General features: G+C 70.8%; 17 protein-coding genes, 1 pseudogene and 1 riboswitch. Of the genes and pseudogenes, 5 read left to right on the top strand and 13 right to left on the bottom strand.

Annotated elements, in window-relative coordinates; translation table 11 throughout:
- Positions 1-1,011 (bottom strand): YihY/virulence factor BrkB family protein, encoded by a 1,011-nt coding sequence (locus J5X86_RS04990; RefSeq protein ID WP_243979260.1) that lies wholly within the window; start codon positions 1,009-1,011, stop codon positions 1-3.
- Positions 1,012-1,179: 168 nt separating this feature from the next.
- On the opposite strand from J5X86_RS04990, the gene J5X86_RS04985 reads away from it, so the two are divergent.
- Positions 1,180-1,986, top strand: a complete 807-nt coding sequence (locus tag J5X86_RS04985) for an SDR family NAD(P)-dependent oxidoreductase (RefSeq protein WP_243979259.1) — start codon at positions 1,180-1,182, stop codon at positions 1,984-1,986.
- 37 nt (positions 1,987-2,023) lie between these two features.
- Here J5X86_RS04985 and J5X86_RS04980 read toward each other — a convergent pair whose 3' ends face one another.
- Both J5X86_RS04980 and trpS read right to left on the bottom strand, forming a co-directional pair.
- Complete coding sequence (locus tag J5X86_RS04980; RefSeq protein WP_208515525.1) at positions 2,024-2,623, bottom strand: 2'-5' RNA ligase family protein; 600 nt, start codon at positions 2,621-2,623, stop codon at positions 2,024-2,026.
- A 237-nt stretch (positions 2,624-2,860) separates the two neighbouring features.
- Positions 2,861-3,874: a tryptophan--tRNA ligase gene (gene trpS, locus J5X86_RS04975; protein WP_208515524.1), complete on the bottom strand. Its 1,014-nt coding sequence runs from the start codon at positions 3,872-3,874 to the stop codon at positions 2,861-2,863.
- Between the two features lie 46 nt (positions 3,875-3,920).
- Between trpS and J5X86_RS50415 the strand changes: the two are divergent.
- A pseudogene (locus J5X86_RS50415) lies at positions 3,921-4,479 on the top strand (RNA polymerase sigma factor); the annotation flags it as partial.
- 394 nt (positions 4,480-4,873) lie between these two features.
- Here the strand turns inward: J5X86_RS50415 and glyA are convergent.
- The gene (gene glyA / locus J5X86_RS04965) at positions 4,874-6,145 is read right to left on the bottom strand and encodes a serine hydroxymethyltransferase (protein ID WP_078647471.1); all 1,272 of its coding nucleotides are present in this window, start codon (positions 6,143-6,145) and stop codon (positions 4,874-4,876) included.
- Between the two features lie 39 nt (positions 6,146-6,184).
- A riboswitch (ZMP/ZTP riboswitch) is annotated at positions 6,185-6,282 on the bottom strand.
- Positions 6,283-6,314: 32 nt separating this feature from the next.
- Between glyA and rocD the strand changes: the two genes are divergently transcribed.
- Entirely contained in the window at positions 6,315-7,535 is a 1,221-nt protein-coding gene (rocD, locus tag J5X86_RS04960) for an ornithine--oxo-acid transaminase (RefSeq protein WP_208515522.1), read from the top strand.
- Positions 7,536-7,582: 47 nt separating this feature from the next.
- Here rocD and J5X86_RS04955 read toward each other — a convergent pair whose 3' ends face one another.
- From J5X86_RS04955 to J5X86_RS04945, 3 genes are all read right to left on the bottom strand, one after another.
- On the bottom strand, positions 7,583-8,770 hold the full coding sequence (locus J5X86_RS04955; RefSeq protein ID WP_208515521.1) for a glutathionylspermidine synthase family protein: 1,188 nt from the start codon (positions 8,768-8,770) through the stop codon (positions 7,583-7,585).
- Positions 8,771-8,785: 15 nt separating this feature from the next.
- Positions 8,786-9,136, bottom strand: coding sequence for a hypothetical protein (locus J5X86_RS04950; RefSeq protein ID WP_208515520.1), 351 nt, complete (start codon positions 9,134-9,136; stop codon positions 8,786-8,788).
- Positions 9,137-9,301: 165 nt separating this feature from the next.
- Entirely contained in the window at positions 9,302-10,807 is a 1,506-nt protein-coding gene (locus J5X86_RS04945) for a PLP-dependent aminotransferase family protein (RefSeq protein ID WP_208515519.1), read from the bottom strand.
- Positions 10,808-10,889: 82 nt separating this feature from the next.
- Here J5X86_RS04945 and J5X86_RS04940 point away from each other — a divergent pair, with 82 nt between their 5' ends.
- Complete coding sequence (locus J5X86_RS04940) at positions 10,890-11,333, top strand: carboxymuconolactone decarboxylase family protein (protein ID WP_237298993.1); 444 nt, start codon at positions 10,890-10,892, stop codon at positions 11,331-11,333.
- Positions 11,334-11,468: 135 nt separating this feature from the next.
- Positions 11,469-12,056 (top strand): Uma2 family endonuclease, encoded by a 588-nt coding sequence (locus J5X86_RS04935; RefSeq protein WP_208515518.1) that lies wholly within the window; start codon positions 11,469-11,471, stop codon positions 12,054-12,056.
- Between the two features lie 36 nt (positions 12,057-12,092).
- Here J5X86_RS04935 and J5X86_RS04930 read toward each other — a convergent pair whose 3' ends face one another.
- The 6 genes from J5X86_RS04930 to J5X86_RS04905 all read right to left on the bottom strand — a co-directional run bounded on the left by J5X86_RS04930 (position 12,093) and on the right by J5X86_RS04905 (position 20,620).
- Positions 12,093-13,070 (bottom strand): ABC transporter substrate-binding protein, encoded by a 978-nt coding sequence (locus J5X86_RS04930; protein ID WP_208515517.1) that lies wholly within the window; start codon positions 13,068-13,070, stop codon positions 12,093-12,095.
- 1 nt (position 13,071) lies between these two features.
- Positions 13,072-15,093, bottom strand: a complete 2,022-nt coding sequence (locus J5X86_RS04925) for a proline/glycine betaine ABC transporter permease (protein ID WP_208515516.1) — start codon at positions 15,091-15,093, stop codon at positions 13,072-13,074.
- Positions 15,094-15,139: 46 nt separating this feature from the next.
- Positions 15,140-16,240 carry a glycine betaine/L-proline ABC transporter ATP-binding protein gene (locus J5X86_RS04920; RefSeq protein WP_208515515.1) on the bottom strand — a complete coding sequence of 367 codons (1,101 nt, stop codon included), beginning with the start codon at positions 16,238-16,240 and terminating at the stop codon, positions 15,140-15,142.
- A complete protein-coding gene (locus tag J5X86_RS04915; protein ID WP_208515514.1) occupies positions 16,240-17,826 on the bottom strand; it encodes a GMC family oxidoreductase in 1,587 nt (528 codons plus the stop codon). Before J5X86_RS04915 ends, J5X86_RS04920 begins: the two co-directional genes overlap by 1 nt.
- Before the next feature lie 206 nt (positions 17,827-18,032).
- Entirely contained in the window at positions 18,033-19,535 is a 1,503-nt protein-coding gene (locus tag J5X86_RS04910) for an aldehyde dehydrogenase family protein (RefSeq protein WP_208515513.1), read from the bottom strand.
- A gap of 260 nt (positions 19,536-19,795) precedes the next feature.
- Entirely contained in the window at positions 19,796-20,620 is an 825-nt protein-coding gene (locus tag J5X86_RS04905; RefSeq protein ID WP_243979257.1) for a serine/arginine repetitive matrix protein 2, read from the bottom strand.
- Positions 20,621-20,732: the final 112 nt, after the last annotated feature.

Below are 20,732 nucleotides of genomic sequence, written 5' to 3'. Positions count from 1 at the left end.
TCACGCCGCCGCCTGCGGGCCTTCGGGCCTGCGGGCGCGGGGCCTTTCGACCTCCGGCTCGGACGGCTGGGTCTGGTCCGGCCCGGACGGCTGGGCCTTGTCCGCGTCGGACGGCTGGGCCTTGTCCGCCTCCGCCGCCCATTCGGCCTCGCGCTCGGCGTGGGCGGCGGGCGGGGTGGCGGTCCAGGCGGCGCAGTACAGCGTGAGTTTCGCGGTGAAGTTCATCCACAGCAGCAGGGCGATGGGCACCCCGAACGCCCCGTACATGCTCTTGGCCGCCACGTCCTTCAGATAGCTGCTGAGCAGCACCTTGAGCAGTTCGAGGCCGATCGCGCCGATGAGCGCGGCGACCACGACCGTACGGCGGGGCGGCTGCACACCGGGGAGCCAGGTCAGGACGTAGCTCAGCAGCACGAGGTCGGCGCAGACGGCGATGGCGAACGCGGCGATCCGCAGCAGCCAGCCGCCGATCCCGTTCTCGGGGATGCCGATGAGCCGGGAGATCCGGCCCACGGCGGTGGCGGCCAGGGCGGACACGGCGAACGACACGAGCGCCACACCGCCCAGCCCGATCAGCACGAAGGCGTCCTTGACCTTGCGCACCAGCGGGTTGCCGGGGTCCTCCTCCAGCTCCCATACCGCGCGCAGGCACTCGCGCAGCGAGCCCACCCAGCTGATGCCGGTGAATAGCAGCAGGGCGCCGGCGACGACTCCGATCGTGGCGGCGTTCTGGACGAGTGCGCCCAGGTCGAGCTGGCCGGAGATACCCGGGATCTGCTGGGCGACCTTCTTCTGCAACTGGGCCATCTGCGCTTGGCTGAGCGTCGCCGCGCCGATCGCCGCCCCGACGGCGATGAGCGGGAAGAAGGCGATGAAGCTGGTGAACGTGATCGCGGCGGCGAGCCGGGTCCAGTGGACACGGTCCAGCCGTTCATAGGTACGCCAGGCATGGGTGCGCATCAGCCAGGCCATCGCGGGGCCGACGACAGGCAGCCGGGTCAACGATTCCATGATCAGCAAGTACCCTTCTGCGCGGTGTCACTCCTCGGCGCGCCGGTGCGCGATACGGATATCCGGGTTCCCCGGACAGCCGCTCCGCTCATCACTCTTTTCGGTGAGGCCGTGAGTACGGGCGCACAATCACTCCATATGCCCCGCATCGGGGGATACGTTCACCCCATGAAGGACGTAGTCGGTTCCCCGCAGTCGGTGCTCGTCCTGGGCGGCACGTCCGAGATCGCCCTGGCGACCGTCCGCCGCCTGATCAGCCGTCGCGCCCGTACGGTCTGGCTGGCCGGCCGCCCCTCCCCCGCCCTGGAGTCGGCCGCCCGGCAGCTGCGGGACCTCGGCGCCGAGACCCTTACAGTGCCCTTCGACGCGCTCGCCCCCGAGGCCCACGAGGTGACCCTGGGCAAGGTCTTCGCCGAGGGCGACATCGATCTGGTGCTGCTGGCCTTCGGCGTCCTGGGCGTCCAGGCGCGGGACGAGACCGACCCCCCGGCGGCGGTCCGCGTCGCCCAGACCAACTACACCGGCGCCGTCTCCTCGGCCCTGATCTGCGCCAACGCCATGCGCCGCCAGGGCCACGGCTCGCTGGTAGTGCTCTCCTCGGCCGCCGCCGGACGGGTCCGCCGCACCGACTTCATCCACGCCTCCGCCAAGGCCGGTCTCGACGCGTTCGCGCAGGGGCTGGGCGAGGCGCTGCGCGGCACGGGCGTCCATGTGATGGTCGTCCGCCCCGGCTTCGTCCGTACGAAGCTCACGGCCGGGCTGCGGCCCGCGCCGCTGGCCACCACGCCCCAGGCGGTCGCCGAGGCCATCGAGGAGGGGCTGCGGCGGCGCGCCGCGATCGTCTGGGCACCGGGCGCGCTGCGGCTGACGATGGCGGCACGCCGCCTGCTGCCCCGGTCCGTCTTCCGCCTGAGCGGGCCCCGTAGGGGCGCGGGGAACTGCGCGACCAGCCACGACGGACCCGCGGATGACTGACGCACCGGAACCCCGGCAGAGTGTTCCGGCGGAACGCTCAGTGAGAGGGCGCCGCCGGGCGCGATAGATCGGCCTGACGGGGCACCACGGGCGAGGCACCGCCCGGCTGTTCATCCGCCCCGAAGGGGTATTCGCGGTCCAGCCGCCAGACCCCGTCCGCCCCCTGCTCGTACAGCGCGAAGCCGGTGATCGTCCAGGCGGCCTCGTACTCCTTGAGCTCGACGAACGCCCGGTCCATCGCCTCCTCGTCGATGCCGTGGGCGATCGTGACATGCGGGTGGTACGGGAACTGCAGCTCCCGCGCGCACGGCCCGGACTCCACCCGGATCCGCTCCTGCAGCACCGCGCACTCCTCCGCGCCCTCGACGATCCTGACGAAGACGACCGGCGAGAGCGGCCGGAAGGTGCCGGTGCCCTCCAGCCGCATCGGGAACGGCCGCCCCTCGGCCGCGACCCGCGCCAGATGGTCCTCCACGGCGGGCAGTGCCGAGGTGTCGACCTCGGTCGGCGGCAAGAGGGTGACGTGAGTGGGGATGCCATGGGCGGCCGGGTCCCCGAAGCCCGCGCGCCGCTCCTGGAGGAAGCTGCCGTACGGCTCCGGGACCGCGATCGAAACGCCGAGCGTTACGGTCCCCACTGCGTTCTCCCTCCTGGCCCTCCCGGGCTGCTGAATTGTGGCCGCTGCACCCGTGTCAGTGTGGCGGCTGCGCCGCCTTCGCGGCTAGATTCCTCGGTTCTTCCACACACCGATCCACAGGCCCCCTGGTCAGGGGGCCGGACCGGTATGTTCCGCGGTCCGCGCGGGTCCGTATCCCATACGTGCGCGGGGCGCGCCGTGCTCACCGGGTGGTGCGAACGACGCTCGACGTGCCACTCAGCGCGCGGGGGGCAGGAAGCCCACCTTGTCGTAGGCGGCGGCCAGCGTCTCGGCAGCGACGGCTCGGGCCTTCTCGGCGCCCTTGGCCAGGATTCCGTCCAACGTCGCGGGGTCGGCGAGGTATTCCTGGGTCCGCTCGCGGAACGGCGTGACCCACTCGACCAGCACCTCGGAGAGCTCGGTCTTGAGCGCGCCGTAGCCCTTGCCCTCGTAACGGCTCTCCAACTCCGGGATGGCGGTGCCGGTCAGGGTGGAGTAGATGGTCAGCAGATTGCTGACGCCCGGCTTCTTCTCCTCGTCGTAGCGGATCTCCGTCTCGAGGTCGGTCACCGCGCTCTTGATCTTCTTCGCCGAGACCTTGGGCTCATCGAGGAGGCTGACGATCCCCTTCGGCGTGGACGCCGACTTGCTCATCTTGATCGTCGGGTCCTGGAGGTCGTAGATCTTCCCCGTCTCCTTGACGATGTACGCCTCGGGGACGGTGAAGGTCTCGCCGAAGCGGCCGTTGAAGCGGTCGGCCAGATCCCGGGTGAGCTCGATGTGCTGGCGCTGGTCCTCGCCGACCGGGACGTGGTTGGCCTGGTAGAGCAGGATGTCCGCGACCTGCAGGATCGGATAGGTGAAGAGGCCGACGGTGGCCCGGTCGGCGCCGTGCCTGGCCGACTTGTCCTTGAACTGCGTCATCCGGGACGCCTCGCCGAAGCCGGTGAGACAGTTCATCACCCACCCGAGCTGGGCGTGCTCGGGCACATGGCTCTGGATGAAGAGCGCGCAGCGGTCCGGGTCCAGGCCGGAGGCGAGCAGCTGGGCGGCGGCGAGCCGGCTGTTGGCGCGCAGCTCCGCCGGATCCTGCGGCACGGTGATCGCGTGCAGGTCGACCACGGTGTAGAACGCGTCGTGGGTCTCCTGCAGCGCGACGTACTGCCGGATCGCACCGAGGTAGTTGCCGAGGTGGAAGGAACCTGCGGTGGGCTGGATACCGGAGAGCGCACGGGGACGATCGAGGGCCATGGCACCCATTCTCTCAGGTGTGGAACCAGACTCCGTCCGCCGGTGTATGAAAGGTGTGAGGACTCGTGAAGCACAGATCATCGCGCGGGTGCTGGCCGGCGACACCGAGGCATATGCCGAGCTGGTGCGGGCCCATGCGCCGATCGCGCACCGCACCGCCCGGCTGCTCGGGGCGGGCGCGGATGCCGAGGATGTGGTGCAGGACGCCTTTGTGAAGGCGTATCTCGCGCTGGGGCGGTTCGAGAGCGAGGCGGCGTTCCGGCCCTGGCTGCTGCGGATCGTCGCCCATGAGACGAGTAACGCGGTGCGTTCGGCGCGTCGGAGGCGGACGGCGGCGGACCGGGAGGGAGCGCTGCTGGCCGGGGCCGAGCCGGTGATACCGGAGTCCGCCGATCCGGCGGCCGTGGCACTGGCGGGCGAGCGGCGGGAGCGGCTGCTGGACGCGCTGGAGGAGCTGAGCGAGCCGCAGCGGCGGGTGGTGATCTACCGCTATCTGCTGGATCTGGACGAGGGGGAGACCGCGGAGGCGCTGGGCTGGCCGCGCGGCACGGTGAAATCACGGCTGAGCCGCGCCCTGAGACGGCTGGAGCGGCTGCTGGGGCCGTCGGAGACCGCGGATGGGACGCGCTGGACGGCCGATGTGAGGCAGTGGACGGCCGAGGAAACTCAGCGGACGGCCGATGGGACCGAGTGGGGAGGCGAAGGAGATGGCCGAGGAAGGGCTGCCCGGAGAGCTGCGGGCGCTCGGGCGGGCGTTGGAGATACCGCCGTCCGGCGGACCGTCGCGGCACGGCGTGTCGCGGGCGGGCGGCGTGCCCCCGGAGGGAGACATGCCCTTGGAGGGCGGCGCGCCGCTGGAGGGCGGGGAGACGCTGGTCGAGCGGGTGCTCGCCCGGATCGTGGGCCTGCCGGTGCCGGTGGCCGACGACCGGATCCGGGAGGAGCAGTGGTGGCGGCCGCTGCCCGGCCTGGAGGCCGGGCAGGGGCCCGCGGGCGGCGTCAGCCGGTCGGCAGACCGGGAGCCGGGTAGCCCGCCATCAGCTCGGACACCTCGGCCCTGATCTTGATGAGGGCGCCCTGGTCACCGCTCTTCGCGGCGGTCACCCCGCGGTCGATCCAGTCGGCCACGGCGGGCATGTGCTCGGTGGACAGACCGCGCGAGGTGAGGGAGGGGGTGCCGATCCGGATGCCGGAGGGGTCGAAGGGCTTGCGCGGGTCGTAGGGGACGGTGTTGTAGTTCACCACGATCCCGGCCTGATCCAGGGCCTTGGCCGCGACCTTGCCCGGCACCTCCTTGGGCGTCAGGTCCATCAGGATCAGATGGTTGTCGGTGCCGCCGGAGACCAGATCGAAGCCGCGGGCGAGCAATTCCTCGGCGAGCGCCTTGGCGTTGGCGACCACGGCATGGGCGTAGTCACGGAAGGCGGGCTGGGCGGCCTCGTGCAGGGCCACCGCGATGGCGGCGGTGGTCTGGTTGTGCGGACCGCCCTGCAGCCCGGGGAAGACGGCCTTGTCGATGGCCTTGGCATGGGTCTCGCGCGCCATCAGCATCGCGCCGCGCGGACCCCGGAGCGTCTTATGAGTGGTGGTGGAGATGACATCGGCATACGGAACGGGCGAGGGGTGGGCGCCGCCCGCGATCAGGCCGGCGATATGCGCGATATCGGCGACGAGCACCGCGTCCACCTCGCGAGCGATCTCCGCGAAGGCGGCGAAGTCGATCGTGCGGGGCACCGCCGTGCCACCGCAGAAGATCAGCTTGGGCCGCTCCTCGAGGGCCAGCTCGCGCACCTGGTCGAAGTCGATCGCGCCAGTGTCCTGGCGCACCCCGTACCGGACGCCGCGGAACCAGGTGCCGGTGGCGGAGACGCCCCAGCCGTGGGTGAGATGACCGCCCATGGGCAGTGACATGCCCATCACGGTGTCACCGGGCTGGGCGAAGGCCAGATAGACCGCGAGGTTGGCCGGCGAGCCGGAGTAGGGCTGCACATTGGCGTGCTCGGTGCCGAAGACGGCCTTGGCCCGGTTGATCGCCAGGGTCTCCACCTGGTCGATGATCTGCTGGCCCTCGTAGTAGCGGCGGCCGGCGTAGCCCTCGCTGTACTTGTTCTGCAGCACCGTCCCGGAGGCTTCCAGGACGGCGGCGGAGACATAGTTCTCGCTCGGAATCAGGCGCAGGGTTTCGGACTGCAGCAGCTCCTCGGAGCCGACGAGTGAGGCGAGTTCGGGGTCGGCGGCCGACAGGGCGGGATGGGAAAGGGGCAGGCTCATCGAGTCCTCCGGGGCGATCGGTGACGGTCCGGTCGTGTCCCGGGGTGCCCAGGCGGGCGGCACCTCGTGGCGCTAAGGCCGCGCATCGCTTCCTCGTGGTCGGTTCCACGCTCGGCTCGCCAGTCACGATGCGCACCCCCACTCTAGCTAGTGAGACAAGGAGGACAAGATGGGATCGGGACGCTCCGCGGAGCGGGCCATCGCCGCCGCCGAGGCCCATGGCGCGCACAACTACCATCCCCTGCCGGTCGTCGTCGCGTCCGCCGAAGGCGCCTGGATGACCGATGTCGAGGGCCGCCGGTATCTCGATCTGCTCGCCGGATACTCGGCGCTCAACTTCGGGCATCGCAACCGCCGGCTGATCGAGGCCGCCAAGGCGCAGCTGGACCGGGTCACCCTCACCTCCCGCGCGTTCCACCACGACCGCTTCGGCGCCTTCTGCTCCGAGCTGGCCGAGCTGTGCGGCATGGAGATGGTGCTGCCCATGAACACGGGGGCGGAGGCGATGGAGACGGCCATCAAGACCGCCCGTAAATGGGGCTACCGGATCAAGGGCGTACCGGACGGCCGGGCCAGGATCATCGCCGCCAGGGACAACTTCCACGGCCGGACGATCACCCTCATCAGCTGCTCCACCGATCGGGAGGCCCGGGCCGACCACGGCCCCTTCACCCCCGGGTTCTCGATCGTGCCGTACGGGGATCTGGCGGCGATGGAGGCGGCGCTCGACGCCGCGCCCGAGGAGACGGTCGCCGTGCTGCTGGAGCCGATCCAGGGCGAGGCCGGAGTGGTGGTGCCGCCGCCCGGCTATCTGGCCGGGGTCCGGGAGCTGACCCGGGAGCGGAATGTGCTGCTCATCGCCGATGAGATCCAGTCGGGCCTCGGGCGCACCGGCACCACCTTCGCCTGTGAGCACGAGGGGGTGGTCCCCGATGTCTATGTGCTGGGCAAGGCGCTGGGCGGCGGGGTGGTGCCGGTGTCGGCGGTGGTGTCCTCCGGCGAGGTGCTCGGGGTGCACCGCCCCGGGGAGCACGGCTCCACCTTCGGCGGCAGCCCGCTCGCCTGCGCGATCGCCCTGGAGGTCATCGCCATGGTGCGGACCGGGGAGTTCCAGCGGCGCTCGGCCGTGCTGGGCGAGCTGCTCCACCGGGAGCTGGGGCTGCTCGTGGGAAGGGGAGTTGAGCAGGTGCGTGGCCGGGGGCTGTGGGCAGGGGTGGACATCCATCCGTCACGGGGCACCGGGCGGCAGATCTCCGAGCGGCTCATGGACCGCAGAGTGCTGGTCAAGGACACCCATGGCGCCACCATCCGCATCGCCCCGCCCCTGGTGATCAGCGAGGAGGATCTGGAGTGGGCGCTGGACCAGCTCAGGGCGGTGCTGGCCGAATGACCCGGTACGGCTCGGTGGCCCTGTCCTGCTTGGAGAATCAGTTTGGTTCAGAGGATCACATGGGGGATGAAGCGCGCGTACTCATCCGTCACCAGCCCCGCCGACTCGCGGATGCCGAGCCCCGCCGCCTCGCCCTCGACGACCCAGGTGCCGAGTACCACCCGGTTGCCGTCGAAGTCGGGCAGCGGCGCCAGTTCCTGGTAGCAGCACGGCTCATCGCGGAGGACGGGCTCCTCGCCCGGCGGGTGCACGGTGACCCCGGCCCCCTCGCGGCCGAGCAGCGGCTTGGCCACATAGCCGTTGGCGCCGGCCAGTTCACGGGGGCCGTCGAGGTAGGCGGGCAGCAAGTTGGGGTGGTCCGGGAAAAGCTCCCACAACACGGCCAGCAGCGCCTTGTTGGACAGCAGCATCTTCCAGGCCGGTTCGATCCACAGCGTGGATCCGGTGCCGCCCCCGTTGTCGAGGGTGTCCAGCACCTGCGGGCCGAACCGGTCGGTGGCCAGCCACTCCCAGGGATAGAGCTTGAAGCAGCTCCGGATGAAGCGGAACCGCTTGTCGACGAAGCGGCCCGACAGCCGTTCCCAGCCGATGTCCTCCATGGAGATCGCCTCGGTGCTCAGCCCGGCCTGGTCGGCCGTCTCGCGGAGGTAGGCCACCGTCATCAGGTCCTCGCCCAGCTCGTCCCCGGCCGAATGGGCGAAGTACAGGGGCGTCCCCGGCGGCAGCAGCGCGGCCTGGGTCCGCCAGGCGTCGACCAGCCGCTCATGGAGGGAGTTCCACTGGTCGGCGCCCGGGAAGCGGTCCTCCATCCAGAACCACTGGGCGCTCGCCGCCTCCACCAGCGAGGTGGGCGTGTCCGCGTTGTACTCCAGCAGCTTCGCCGGGCCCGATTCACCGTCGTAGCGCAGATCGAACCGGCCGTAGAGGCTGGGCTGTTCGGCCCGGCGATGCCAGGACTCGGCGATCAGCCTGGCCAGCCGCGGATCGTCGATGCCGAGGTCGGCGAAGCGGCCGGTCTCGACGATATGGGCGGCCGCGGCCAGCGACATCCGGTGCAGCTCCTCGACGACCTCCTCCAGCGCCTCGACCTCGGGCAGCGAGAAGGCGTAATAGGCGCTCTCGTCCCAGTAGGGACGCAGCGAGCCGTCCGGGTAGCGGGTCAGCGGATAGATGACCCCCTGCTCCTCCACCGTGGACTGCCAGCCGGGGCGGGGGTCGGTGGTGTGGCGCTTCATCGTGGGGCGGCCCGCTCAGCCGCCGCTCGAGCCCGAGCAGCCGAAGCCGCCCCGGTCGGCCGCCTTGCTCTTGTCGAACGTGCCGTAGTCCGCATAGCGGCCGCTGACCTCGGAGTCGTAGTACCACTCGCCGTCGGCGCTCTTCGTGCCCCGGCTCTTCTTGCCCTTGCCGCCCGTGGTGGACGAAGAGCCCTTGCAGGCGCTGGAGTCGACGACCCGGTACCCGTTCACCGCGTCATAGCTGTTCCGGTCCACACAGCGCTTGTCCGGTTCCGAACCACAGGAGGTGAGCGCCGCCGCCAGCGCGCCCATACCGCCCAGGATCACCGTGCTCGACCGCAGTCGCCGCGTCGTCTTCCGTTCCATCCCTGTCTCCCCCGTTCCTCTCCCCCGAGGCCATCGTCTCTCCCGAGGGCGTGGTCTCCCCGGTCCCCCGAGGCCGCAACCGCCCACCCTAGGGGGAGCTGCCGCGCCCATGGACGCCGGGGCTCGGCCGAAGAATGTGGGTTCAGACCGCTGAAACGCATGGCTTCAGGGCAGCACCCGGCACAGCGCCTCCAGGGCGCCCGTGAAGGCGTGGTCGGGCGGGGTGCCATAGGCGAACACCAGCGCGTCGGGCTGCCCGCCCGGCCCCGGTCCGGGCCCGCCCGGCTCCTGTTGCTGCTCCTGTCCCTGTTCGTCGCGGTAGCGGTAGCGGGACAGGCCCTCCAGCGCCAGGCCCTGCCAGGCCGCGCCCCGCACCACGGACTGCTCGGTGCCAGGCGGCAGTTGGAGCACCGCGTGCAGCCCGGCCGCGATGCCCGTGACCCGCACCCGCGGGGCGCGTTCGGCGAGCGCCGCCACCAACTGGTCGCGGCGGCGCCGGTAGCGCATCCGCATACCGCGCACATGGCGGTCGTACGCCCCGGAGCCGATGAACTCCGCGAGCGTCAACTGGTCCAGCCTGCCCGACTCCCACTCCCCCGTCCTTTTGAGCGCCAGGAGGTCGTCCATCAGATGGTCCGGCACCACCATCCACGCCAGCCGCAGCGCGGGCGCCAGGCTCTTGCTCGCGGTACCCAGATAGACCACATGCTCGGGGTCGAGCCCCTGCAGCGCCCCGACCGGCTGACGGTCGTAGCGGAACTCCCCGTCGTAGTCGTCCTCCAGCACCAGTCCGCCCACCCGCGAGGCCCAGTCGACCACGGCGGCGCGCCGGTCGGGGTCCAGCGGAACTCCGATGGGGAACTGATGCGCCGGGGTGAGCAGAACGGTCCGCAGCCCGGCCGACCGGTCCAGCTCCGCCGTCCGCGCCCCCCGTTGATCGACCGGCAGCGGTACGGTGCGCAGCCCGGCCCCGCGCATCACGTTCCAGTGGACGTCGAGCCCGTAGGACTCCACGGCCACCTCACGGTGTCCCGCCTTCTCCCGCACCCGGCTGAGCAGGGCCAGCCCCTGGACGAACCCCGCGCAGACCACGATCCGTTCGGTCGCGGCCCGCACCCCGCGGGCGCGCGCCAGATAGTCGGCCAGGACCCGCCGCAGCTCGGGCCGTCCGGCGGGGTGGCCGTAGCCGAAGGCGTCGTTCGGCGCGGCGATCAGGGCGCGCCGGGCCGCGGAGAGCCAGACGGTCCTGGGGAAGGCCGAGACATCGGGTTCGCCGGGCCGCAGATCGTAGGTGGGCCGGGTGGCGGCCACGGCGGCGGGCGGGGGTGTGCGCGGCGGGGCGGGCTCGGGCGGCACGACGCGTTCGGCGACCCGGGTGCCCGAGCCCTGCCGGGCGGTCAGCCAGCCCTCGGCGACCAGCTCCCCATAGGCGTCGGCGACGGTGTTCCGGGCGATGCCGAGGTCAGTGGCGAGCGAGCGGGAGGAGGGCAGCCGGGTGCCCGGGGCGAGCCGCCCGGTGCGGATGGCGTCGCGCAGGGCGCGGATGAGCGCGACGCGCACCCCGCTCCCGCCACCGGGCGGCAGATCCAGATGGAGATCCGCCCCCGGCCCGGCCGGGCTGTCCGTCCGCTGTCCGGGTTCGTCCCTCGGAGTGGCCCATGAATCCGCCATGGAAATGGACCATACCCCTGGGCCGCCCGGCCTCTAGCGTGAAGGCATGACGACCGGAACTTCTCATGCACACGGCCCGCGGATGCAATTCGCCAAAGCCGCCCCCGAGGTCTACAAGGCCATGATCAGCCTCGACGCGGCCGCCCGGAAGGGCGTGGACCCGGCGCTGGCCGAGCTGGTCAAGACGCGTGCCTCGCAGCTCAACCACTGCGCCTTCTGCATCGACATGCACACCAAGGACGCCCGCGCCGCGGGCGAGTCCGAGGAGCGCCTCTACCTCCTCAACGCCTGGGAAGAGGCCGGCGACCTCTACACCGAGAAGGAGCAGGCCGCCCTCGCCCTCACCGAGGCCGTCACCGTCCTGACCGACGGCTTCGTCCCCGACGAGGTCTACGAGCGCGCCGCCAAGCACTTCGAGGAGCAGGAGCTGGCGCAGGTGATCGCCCTGATCCTCACCATCAACGCCTGGAACCGGATCGGTGTGACCACCCGCATGACCCCCGGCGCCTACAAGCCGACCGTGTGACCATCTGCCCCCGTCGTCGTTGATGACGAAGGGGGCCGTTGTCCGACGTCGGAGTCATCGCGTAACGCATGATGGTGACAGGCCCCGCAAGGCAGTACGGCACGAAGGCAACACAGCCAGAAGGGGGACCCACCGATGGGAGGTCTCGTGATGACGGCGCCACTGCCCGACCAAGAGTTCGTAAATCTGCTCAACATCCATGCCCAGCTGGAGCTGCCGGATGGAATGCGGGCAGAACTCATCGGGGGGGAGATCGTCATCTCACCGACGCCTGCGAATTTCCACAACTGGATCTATGGCCGACTCCAGCGTCGTCTCAACCGTGAGGTACCGGAAGACTGGATCGTGACCAACACCGCCACGGTCTTCCTCCCCGCGACGGAAGAGAGGTTCATTCCGGACCTGCTCATCTGTGACTCGGAAGCGCTGAAGAGCATGGAGGAGTGGCAGGTCCAGGCGGGTGACGTCCTGCTCGTCGCCGAGATCACATCGCCCTCCACACGAGCTCGCGATCTCCAGGCCAAGGTCAAGGGCTATGCCCACTCCAACGTGCCGATCTATCTGCTGATCGACCCGCACGACGACGAGGGCTCCACGACCGTGTACTCCGCACCGGACGGAAAGGGCCGCTACCGGGACGAGCACCGAGCGGCGTTCGGGGAGCCGGTGACGCTCCCCGAACCGCTCGGCCTCGAACTCGACACCGCGGGCTTCCTCAAGTAATCCGGTCGCCCAGGCTGCCCTGAGCGCGATCCGGGCTCAGGGCATCCACTTCTTCCAGACGTCCGGATGCGCCTCGACCCACTTCTTCGCGGCGTCCTGGGCCGACATTCCCTGCGAGGCGATCAGCTCGGACACCTCGTTCTGGTCCTGCTTGGTCCAGTGGAACTTCTTCAGGAACGCCGATGCCTTGCCGCCCTGCTTCGCGAAGTCCGCGTTGAGGTACTTCTGCAGCGGTGTGGTCGGGTAGGCGCAGTCGATGGACTCGGGGTCCTTGGTGCCCTCGTTCGCGCACTTGTCGGTGTACTTGGGCAGCTTGACCTCGACCATCGGCACCTGGTTGAACAGCCACTGCGGCTCGTACCAGTACGACAGGAACGGCTTCTTGCCCTTGGCGAACTGCTTGATCTGGGTGATCTGCGCCGCCTCCGAACCCGAGAAGACGATCTGGTAGTTCAGCTTCAGGTTCTTCACCAGCGCCTTGTCATTGGTGACATAGGACGGGGACCCGTCCAGCAGCTGGCCCTTGCCGCCGCTCTCCGCGGTCTTGAAGGTCTTCGCGTACTTGTTGAGGTTCTTCCAGTTCAGCACGTCCGGATGTTTGTCGGCGAAGTACTTCGGCACCCACCAGCCGATATGGCCGGTGACGCCGAGCCCGCCGCCCGGCACGATCAGCTTCTTGTCCTTGACGTAGCGCTGTTCCTGCTCCGGGTGGCCCCAGTCCTCCAGGATCGCGTCCACCCGGCCCTGGCTGAGCGCGTCCCACGCCGGAATCTCGTCCACCTGGACGGTGTCGACGCGGTAGCCCAGCTCATGCTCCAGCAGATACTGGGCGACCGCGACATTGGACTGGGCGCCGACCCACGACTGGACCGAGAGTGTGACGCTCTTCGCCCCGCCCACATTGGCGTACGGCGAGGACTGCTTGGTCATGTCCGCCGCGCCGCAGCCGGTCGCGGTGAACACGGCCGCGATCCCGGCGACGGCCATCAGCAGTTGAATGCGGGTGCGAGCCATCTCAAGCCCCCTTCCTGTCGCGGCGCGAGGTCGGCTGGGTCACGCGGTCAAGCATCAGCCCCAGGCAGACGATCGCCGTGCCCGCCACCAGACCGGTCGCCAGATCGCCCTGCGCCAGGCCGAACAGCACGTCGTAGCCGAGCGCGCCCGAGCCGACCAGACCGCCGATGACGACCACGGCCAGCACCAGCACCACGCCCTGGTTGACGGCGAGCAGCAGCGCCGGGCGGGCCAGCGGGAGCTGGACCTGGCGCAACTGCTGTCCCTGGGTGGCGCCGAGCGAACGCGCGGACTCCAGCGCGGCCGGGTCGACGTTCCGGATCCCCTGGGTGGTGATGCGGATGACGGCGGGCAGCGCGTAGACGATGGCCGCTGCCGCCGCGGGGGCGCGGCCGACGCCGAACAGCGCGACCACGGGGATCAGGTACACGAATTGCGGCATGGTCTGGAACATGTCCAGCACCGGTCGCATCATCCGTTCCAGCCGGGTGCTGCGCGCGGCCCAGATGCCGATCGCGAAACCGAGGACCAGCGTGACGAAGACGGCCGCCAGCACCTGGGAGAGGGTGTCCATGGACGGCTCCCACACCCCGAGCACACCGATCGCGGCCATGGCGGCGGTGGCGGTCAGCGCGGTGGCCCAGGTGCCGATCAGCCAGGCCAGCGCCGCGACGATCAGCAGCACCGCGTACCACGGGAGGCCCTGCAGCCCCTCGCGCAGCGGGTCGAGGATCCACTTGACGTAGTCCGCGGCCCAGTCGGCGGTGCCGCCGACGACCGGCACTCCGGTGTAGAGGTGGTCGACCATCCACTCCTTGAACTGGTTGACGGGCTCCTCGATGGCGACGGTCCAGCCCGTCGGCCAGGTCTGGGAGCCGGTCAGCCGTCCCACGACGGTGATGACAGCGGTGACCACCGCGACCCCCGCCCACGCGGGCCAGCCGCGCAGCAGCCGGTGCCCGCCCTCGGCCGGGGGCTCGCCGAGCCGCTCGCCCGCCGATCCGATGGTGCGGTCCATCACGACGGCGAGGAGCACGATCGGGAGGCCGGCGGCGAGCGCCTTGCCGACGTCCACGCTGGACAGCGCCTGGTAGACGCGGTCACCGAGACCGCCGCCGCCGATCACGGAGGCGATGACGGCCATGGACAGCGCCATCATGATCGTCTGGTTGATGCCCAGCAGCAGCTCCTTGCGGGCCAGCGGCAGCCGGGCGGACAGCAGCCGCTGCCGCCAGGTCGCGCCGAGCGAGGTCACCGCTTCCAGCACGCCGGCGTCCGCGCCGCGCAGGCCGAGGGCGGTGAGCCGGGCCATGGGCGGAGCCGCGTAGATCACGGTGGCCAGCACCGCGCCGGGCACGCCGTTGCCGAAGATCATCACGACGGGGAGCAGATACGCGAACGCGGGCAGCACCTGCATGGTGTCGAGCACCGGCCGTAGCACCCGGAACGCCCATTCCGAGAGGCCGCCGGCCAGGCCCAGCAGTCCGCCGATGACGACGGAGGCGGTGACGGCGATGACCATCAGCGCGAGCGTCTGCATCGTCGGCACCCACATGCCCAGCAGTCCGCAGATGGCGAAGGACACCAGGGTCGTGACCGCGATCCGCACCCCGGCGACCCGCCAGGCGATCAGGGTCAGCCCGGCGGTGACACCGGCCCAGCCGAGGGCGAGCAGGGCGACATAGACGGCGCGGACACCAATGATGATGACGTTGCTGATGTGGCCGAAGAAGTAGAGAAAGATCCAGTGACTGTCGCGGTTGTCGAGGATCCAGTCGCTGGCATCGCCGAGCGGTCCGGACACATCGACGGTCAGCGCGTGCGGCCAGCTACCGCTCGCCCACTTGGCGTGCGCGAACGGTATGAGCACGGCGGCGATCACCACGAGCACCGCCAGCTTGCGCGCGGCGGGGCTGCGGACGGCGGAGCTCAGCAGGGACGGGCGCGGTTCGGCCGCCGCCGTCCCGGTGGCGGCCGGGTCGGTGGCGGGGTCGGTCGAGGGGCGGGTGGCCGTGGCACTCATACGCGCCCCCCGGTGCGGCCCGGCGGAGAGAGGGTCGAGGCGGTGCTCATGCCGCGGCCACCCCCTTGCCGTCCAGGCCCGCGACGACGCTGAGCAGACAGGCGTGGTCGACGACGCCCAGGCAGCGGCCGTCGTCCACGACGCGCGCGGGGCCGCCGGTGCGGGCCACGGCCTCGATCGCGTCGGCGACCGTGGTGCTCGGGGCCAGCGCCGGCCCGCCGTCCTGCTCGTCCGACGTCGCGGGGCGCATGGCGCGGCGCACGGTCAGCACCTGCTCCCGCGGAACGTCACGGACGAAGTCCCGTACGTAGTCGTCCGCCGGGGAGCCGACGATCTCCTCGGGGGTGCCGAGCTGCACGATCCCGCCGTCGCGCATCAGCATGATGCGGTCGCCGAGCCGCAGCGCCTCGCTGAGGTCATGGGTGATGAAGACCATCGTCCGGCCCTCGTCGTGGTGCAGGCGGATGACCTCCTCCTGCATATCGCGGCGGATCAGCGGGTCGAGCGCGCTGAACGGCTCGTCGAAGAGCAGCACCTCGGGGTCGACGGCGAGCGCCCTGGCCAGGCCCACGCGCTGCTGCTGACCGCCGGAGAGCTGTCCGGGACGGCGGCGCTCGAGACCGGTGAGACCGACCTTCTCCACCACTTCGGCGGCCTTGGCGCGGCGCTCGGCCTTGCCCACGCCCTGGATCTCCAGGCCGTAGGCGACGTTGTCGATGACGGAGCGGTGCGGCAGCAGCCCGAAGTGCTGGAAGACCATGGCGGCGCGGTGCCGGCGCAGATCGCGCAGCCGGGCCTTGTCCATGGCCAGGACGTCCTCGCCATCGATCTTCAGGGTCCCGGAGGTGGGCTCGATCAGCCGGGTGAGGCAGCGGACGAGGGTGGACTTGCCGGAGCCGGACAGCCCCATGACCACGAAGACCTCGCCCGGCTGGACGTCGAAGGAGACCTCGCGGACCGCGGCGGTGCAGCCGGTGCGGGCACGCAGTTCCCCGGCGGGCAGCTCCGCCTCGGCGGAACCGGGGATGCGCTCGGCCTTGGGGCCGAAGACCTTCCACAGGTCGCGGACCGAGAACACCGGGGCGCGCTCGCCGCTCTCGGGGATCCTGGGGGTGTCGGGCGTCTCGGAGACCAGGGTTGTGGCCATCACGCCTCACCTCCCGGCGCGAGCGTGGCAGCCCGGTCATCGGGCCTGTGCCGTTCCCGGTCACGATCCTCGAACAGCAGCTCAGCGCACTTCTCGCCCACCATCAGGACTCCGATCATCGGGTTCACGGCCGGCATCGTCGGGAAGACGGACGCGTCGGCGATACGGACGCCGTTCAGACCCCGGATCCGCAGATCCGGGCCGACAACGGCGAGTTCATCCGACGAGGCACCCATACGACAGGTGCCCGCCGGGTGGTACACGGTGTGCGCGACCTTGCGGGCGTACTCGCTGATCTCCTCGTCCGAGGTGATCTCCGGGCCCGGGCACACCTCGCGCTTGAGCCAGCTCGCCAGCGGTTCGGTCTTGGCGATCTCACGCGCGACCCGGATGCCGTCGACCAGCGTGCGGCCGTCGTAGTCCTCCTCGTCCGTGAAGTACCGGAAGTCGAGGGCGGGCTTGACGGACGGATCGGCGCTGGTGAGGTAGAGCCGGCCGCGGCTGCGCGGCTTGGGGATGTTGGGGGTCATCGACACGCCGTGCTCGGGCTTTTCGTAGCCCAGCCGCTCCGGATTGTCGGTGAACGGGATCTGGTAGAAGTGGAACATCAGGTCCGGGCCCCGGGATTCGGGGTCCCGCCGGATGAACAGGCCGGCGTCGGAGTCCATCGCGGAGTTGTCCGGGATCGGGCCGTCCGTCTCCCACACGATGACCGACTCGGGGTGGTCGAGCAGATTCTCGCCGACGCCCGGCAGATCGTGGACGACGGGGATGCCCAGCGCCTCCAGATCCGACTTGGGCCCGATACCGGAGTGCATCAGCAGCCGCGGGGTGTCCACGGCGCCCGCGCAGACCAGGACCTCGGTCTCGGCCCGGACGACGATCTCCTCGCCGTCCTTGGCGCGGACATGGACGCCGGTGATCCGGCCGGTGTCGTCCAGCTCCAGCTTGTACGCCCAGGTCTCCAGCATCAGATGGAGGTTGGGCCGGTCCAGGAACGGGTGCAGATAGGCGACCGACGCCGAGGAGCGCTTGTTGTTCTCCGGGTGGTACGCGAGGTCGAAGAAGCCGACGCCCTCATGGAACGGCTTCTTGTTGAACCCCTCGACCCGCGGCACCCCGGCGGCGGCCTGGGCGGCCTCGACGAAGTCCCGCGCGATCGCGTTCCGGTCCTTCTCGTCCACCGGGACAACGTTGTTGCGCAGCCGCTGGAAGTACGGGTCCATGGACTGCGCGTCCCAGCCCTCGGCGCCGGCCTCGGCCCACTCGTCCCAGTCACCCGGCAGCGGCTTGAAGGAGATCAGGGTGTTGTGCGAGGAGCACCCCCCGAGCACGCGCGCCCGGCTGTGCCGGATATGCGAGTTTCCGCGTGGCTGCTCGGTGGTGGGGTAGTCGTAGTCCAAGTCCCCGCCGAGCAGCCCGAGCCAGCGGCGCAGGGTCAGCACATCGGGACGGTCGACATCGGACGGTCCGCCCTCGATGACGGCGACACGGATGTCCGGGTCCTCGGTGAGCCGGGAAGCGATCACCGATCCTGCGGTGCCGCCGCCGATGACGACATAGTCGTATACGACAGGTACGGACATGTGGGGTTACTCCTCGCGGTCTTACCCAAACGGCTCGCGCCGGTGCGGGACGGGGGCTGCCGCCCCTGGGGGTGGGGGTGTTGCTGGGTGCCTCGGTGTCCACGGGCTGATCCCCGCCGGTCGCCGTGATGGGGTGCGGCCGGGCCCGGGCCCCGGGGGACGAGTCCGGGCCCGGCCGAGCCCCGGGCGGGGCCGGCGGCGGGGCGTCAGCCGGCGAACCAGCGCACCGGGCTCGGTCGCAGGTTCTCGTAGACGTGCTTGGTCTCGCGGTATTCGTCAAGGCCCGCGGGACCGAGCTCGCGCCCGACCCCGGACTTGCCGAAACCGCCCCATTCGGCCTGCGGAAGGTAGGGGTGGTAGTCGTTGATCCACACGGTGCCGTGCCGCAGCCGGGCGGCGACGCGGCGCGCCCGCGCGGTGTCGGCGGACCAGACTGCGCCGGCCAGTCCGTACTCCGTGTCATTGGCGAGTGTGACGGCCTCGTCCTCGGTTTGGAAGGACTCGACGGTCAGAATCGGCCCAAACGTTTCCTCCCGCACCACCCGCATCTCGCGGTGACACTGGTCGAGCACGGTCGGGAGGTAGAAGTAACCGGTGGCCGGGCGGACCTCGTTGGGCTCCGGCTGCTTGCCGCCGCACCGCAGCAGGGCGCCTTCCTCCAGGGCGGACGCCACATACGCCTCGGTCTTGTCCAGCTGCTGGGCCGAGACCAGCGGACCGCATTCGACACCGTCCTCGGTGCCACGGCCCAGCTTGATCTTCTCCGCGCGGCGGGCCAGCTCGGCCACGAACCGCTCGCGCACCGACTCCTCGATGATCAGCCGGGCACCGGCGGAGCAGACCTGGCCGCTGTGGATGAAGGCGGCGTTCAGGGCCTGGTCGACGGCGGTGTCAAAGCCCTCGGCGGTGGCGCAGGCGTCGGCGAAGACCACATTGGGGTTCTTGCCGCCGAGCTCCAGCGCGACCTTCTTGACCGTCGGGGCGGCGGCCTGCGCGACCTTGGTGCCGCTGATCAGCCCGCCGGTGAAGGAGACCAGGTCCACATCGGGGTGCTCGGACAGCCGGGCGCCCACGGGGTCGCCCGTGCCGGTGACCAGGTTGGCCACCCCGGCCGGCAGCCCGGCCTCGGCCAGCAGCCGCACCAGATGGACGGTGGACAGCGGGGTCACCTCGCTGGGCTTGATCACAAAGGTGTTCCCGGCGACCAGCGCCGGGGCGATCTTCCAGCTTGCCTGGAGCAGCGGATAGTTCCAGGGGGTGATCATCGCGCAGACGCCGACCGGCTCATGGACCACGACGCTGTGCACATCGGGGGTGCCCGCGTCGATGACCCGCCCGGCGGACTCGCCCGCGGCCAGGTCGGCGAAGTAGCGGAAGGCATTGGTCACGTCGTCGACGTCGACCCGCCCCTCCTCCAGGGTCTTGCCGGTGTCACGGCTCTCGATGAGCGCGATCGTCTCGCGGTCGCGCTGCAGCAGCTCGGCGACGCGGCGCAGCAGCGCCGCCCGCTCGGCCACCGGCGTCCCGGGCCAGGGGCCCTGGTCGAAGGCGCGACGCGCGGCCGCGACCGCCGCGTCGGTGTCCTCGAGGCCACCCTCGGCGACGACGGCGAGGGTCTTGGCGTCCGCGGGGTCGAGAACCTCCCGCTGCGCCCCGGACGCGGCTGCCTGCCACACCCCGTCCACATGAATGGTGTCGACTGCCGCCACGTGAATTCTGCCTTCCGGTTCCGCGAACTTTGCCGCTGGCCCAAGCCAGCAACATGGACCCCTAACCGGAAGGCGGGAACCTATGCGCGATTCGCAAGAGAAAGTGGGCCGGCTCACGTGATCCGAAGGCGGAACCGGCCTCCCGGGTCGCGATCGGCCGATCTGTCAAGAGTTGGTGCACGTCGATCGGTGTCAGGAGGCTGCCAGGAGCCTGCGGTAGGCGGTCCGGGTGTGGGAGGCCGGGCGGTAGGCGGCCGGTGTCAGGAAGCCGTGCAGTAGGCGGTCGGGCAGAAGGTGTCCACCGCCGCCTGGTGGACCTCCCGCTCCTCCGCCCGGTCCCCGGAGGGGCCGATCACCAGCACCGCGTACATCGTGCCGTCGGGGGCGGCGAAGCGGCGGTCGAGTATCCGGCGGTGGCCGTCGCTCTTGGACTGGTACGTGTACTCGAGCTGTGCCGGGTCCGTGGCGGCCGAGCCCAGCCGGGTGAGGGCGATCTGCTCGTAGTCGCGGTGGGTGGAGGCGATCCGCTCGGCCTCCTGGGCGGACTCGTACGGCGTCGACTCGGGGCCGTGCAGCTCGAAGACCTGGATCACGGTGCTGTCGTCGGGCGAGGTGTAGTAGACGCTGGGGCCCTCGGTCGTCCGCCGCCATCCGTCCGGGACCGCGAGGTGGTATCCGGCGGGGTCGGCCTGGGTGCTGTAGCCCGCGGGCGGGGCGGCGCCGGTCAGGGAGGGGGAGGACGGGGTGCCGAAGGGCGTCGCGGACGGGGACGCCCCGGTCGGCAGGTCCGTGGGGAGATCGGTCGGCAGGTCCGTGGGGAGACCGGTGGGCCCACCGGTCTCGGGGCCGGGCGAGGGATAGAGATCGCTCGGCTGGGAGGCCTCCGCGCTCGGCGTGGCCGTGGGGCTCTCTTGGTCCCAGGGCAGCGGCCCCGCCTGATGGCGGGAGGTGCCGTCGCCTCCGAACGCCACCCATCCGGAAAACGCGATCCCCCCGACCAGGAAGATCGTCACCGCCAACGCCCGCAGTGCTCGCCGGGCGTCCTGCCCAGGCCCTCCCGGCGCTCCCCCGTCATGCATGCTCATCTATCCCCCCGATAGTGGAACTCTGCTCCCATAAGCCGACAAGCCGCGCCGACCGACATCGGTGTACCCGGTTCGAGGGCCGCCCCACCCTCCGTCACCCCACCGATACGGA

Source organism: Streptomyces sp. NEAU-YJ-81, assembly GCF_017592595.1.
Lineage (GTDB): Bacteria > Actinomycetota > Actinomycetes > Streptomycetales > Streptomycetaceae > Streptomyces > Streptomyces hygroscopicus_B.
Note: the sequence above shows the minus strand (reverse complement) of the source record. Positions and strands in the feature narration are given on the sequence as shown.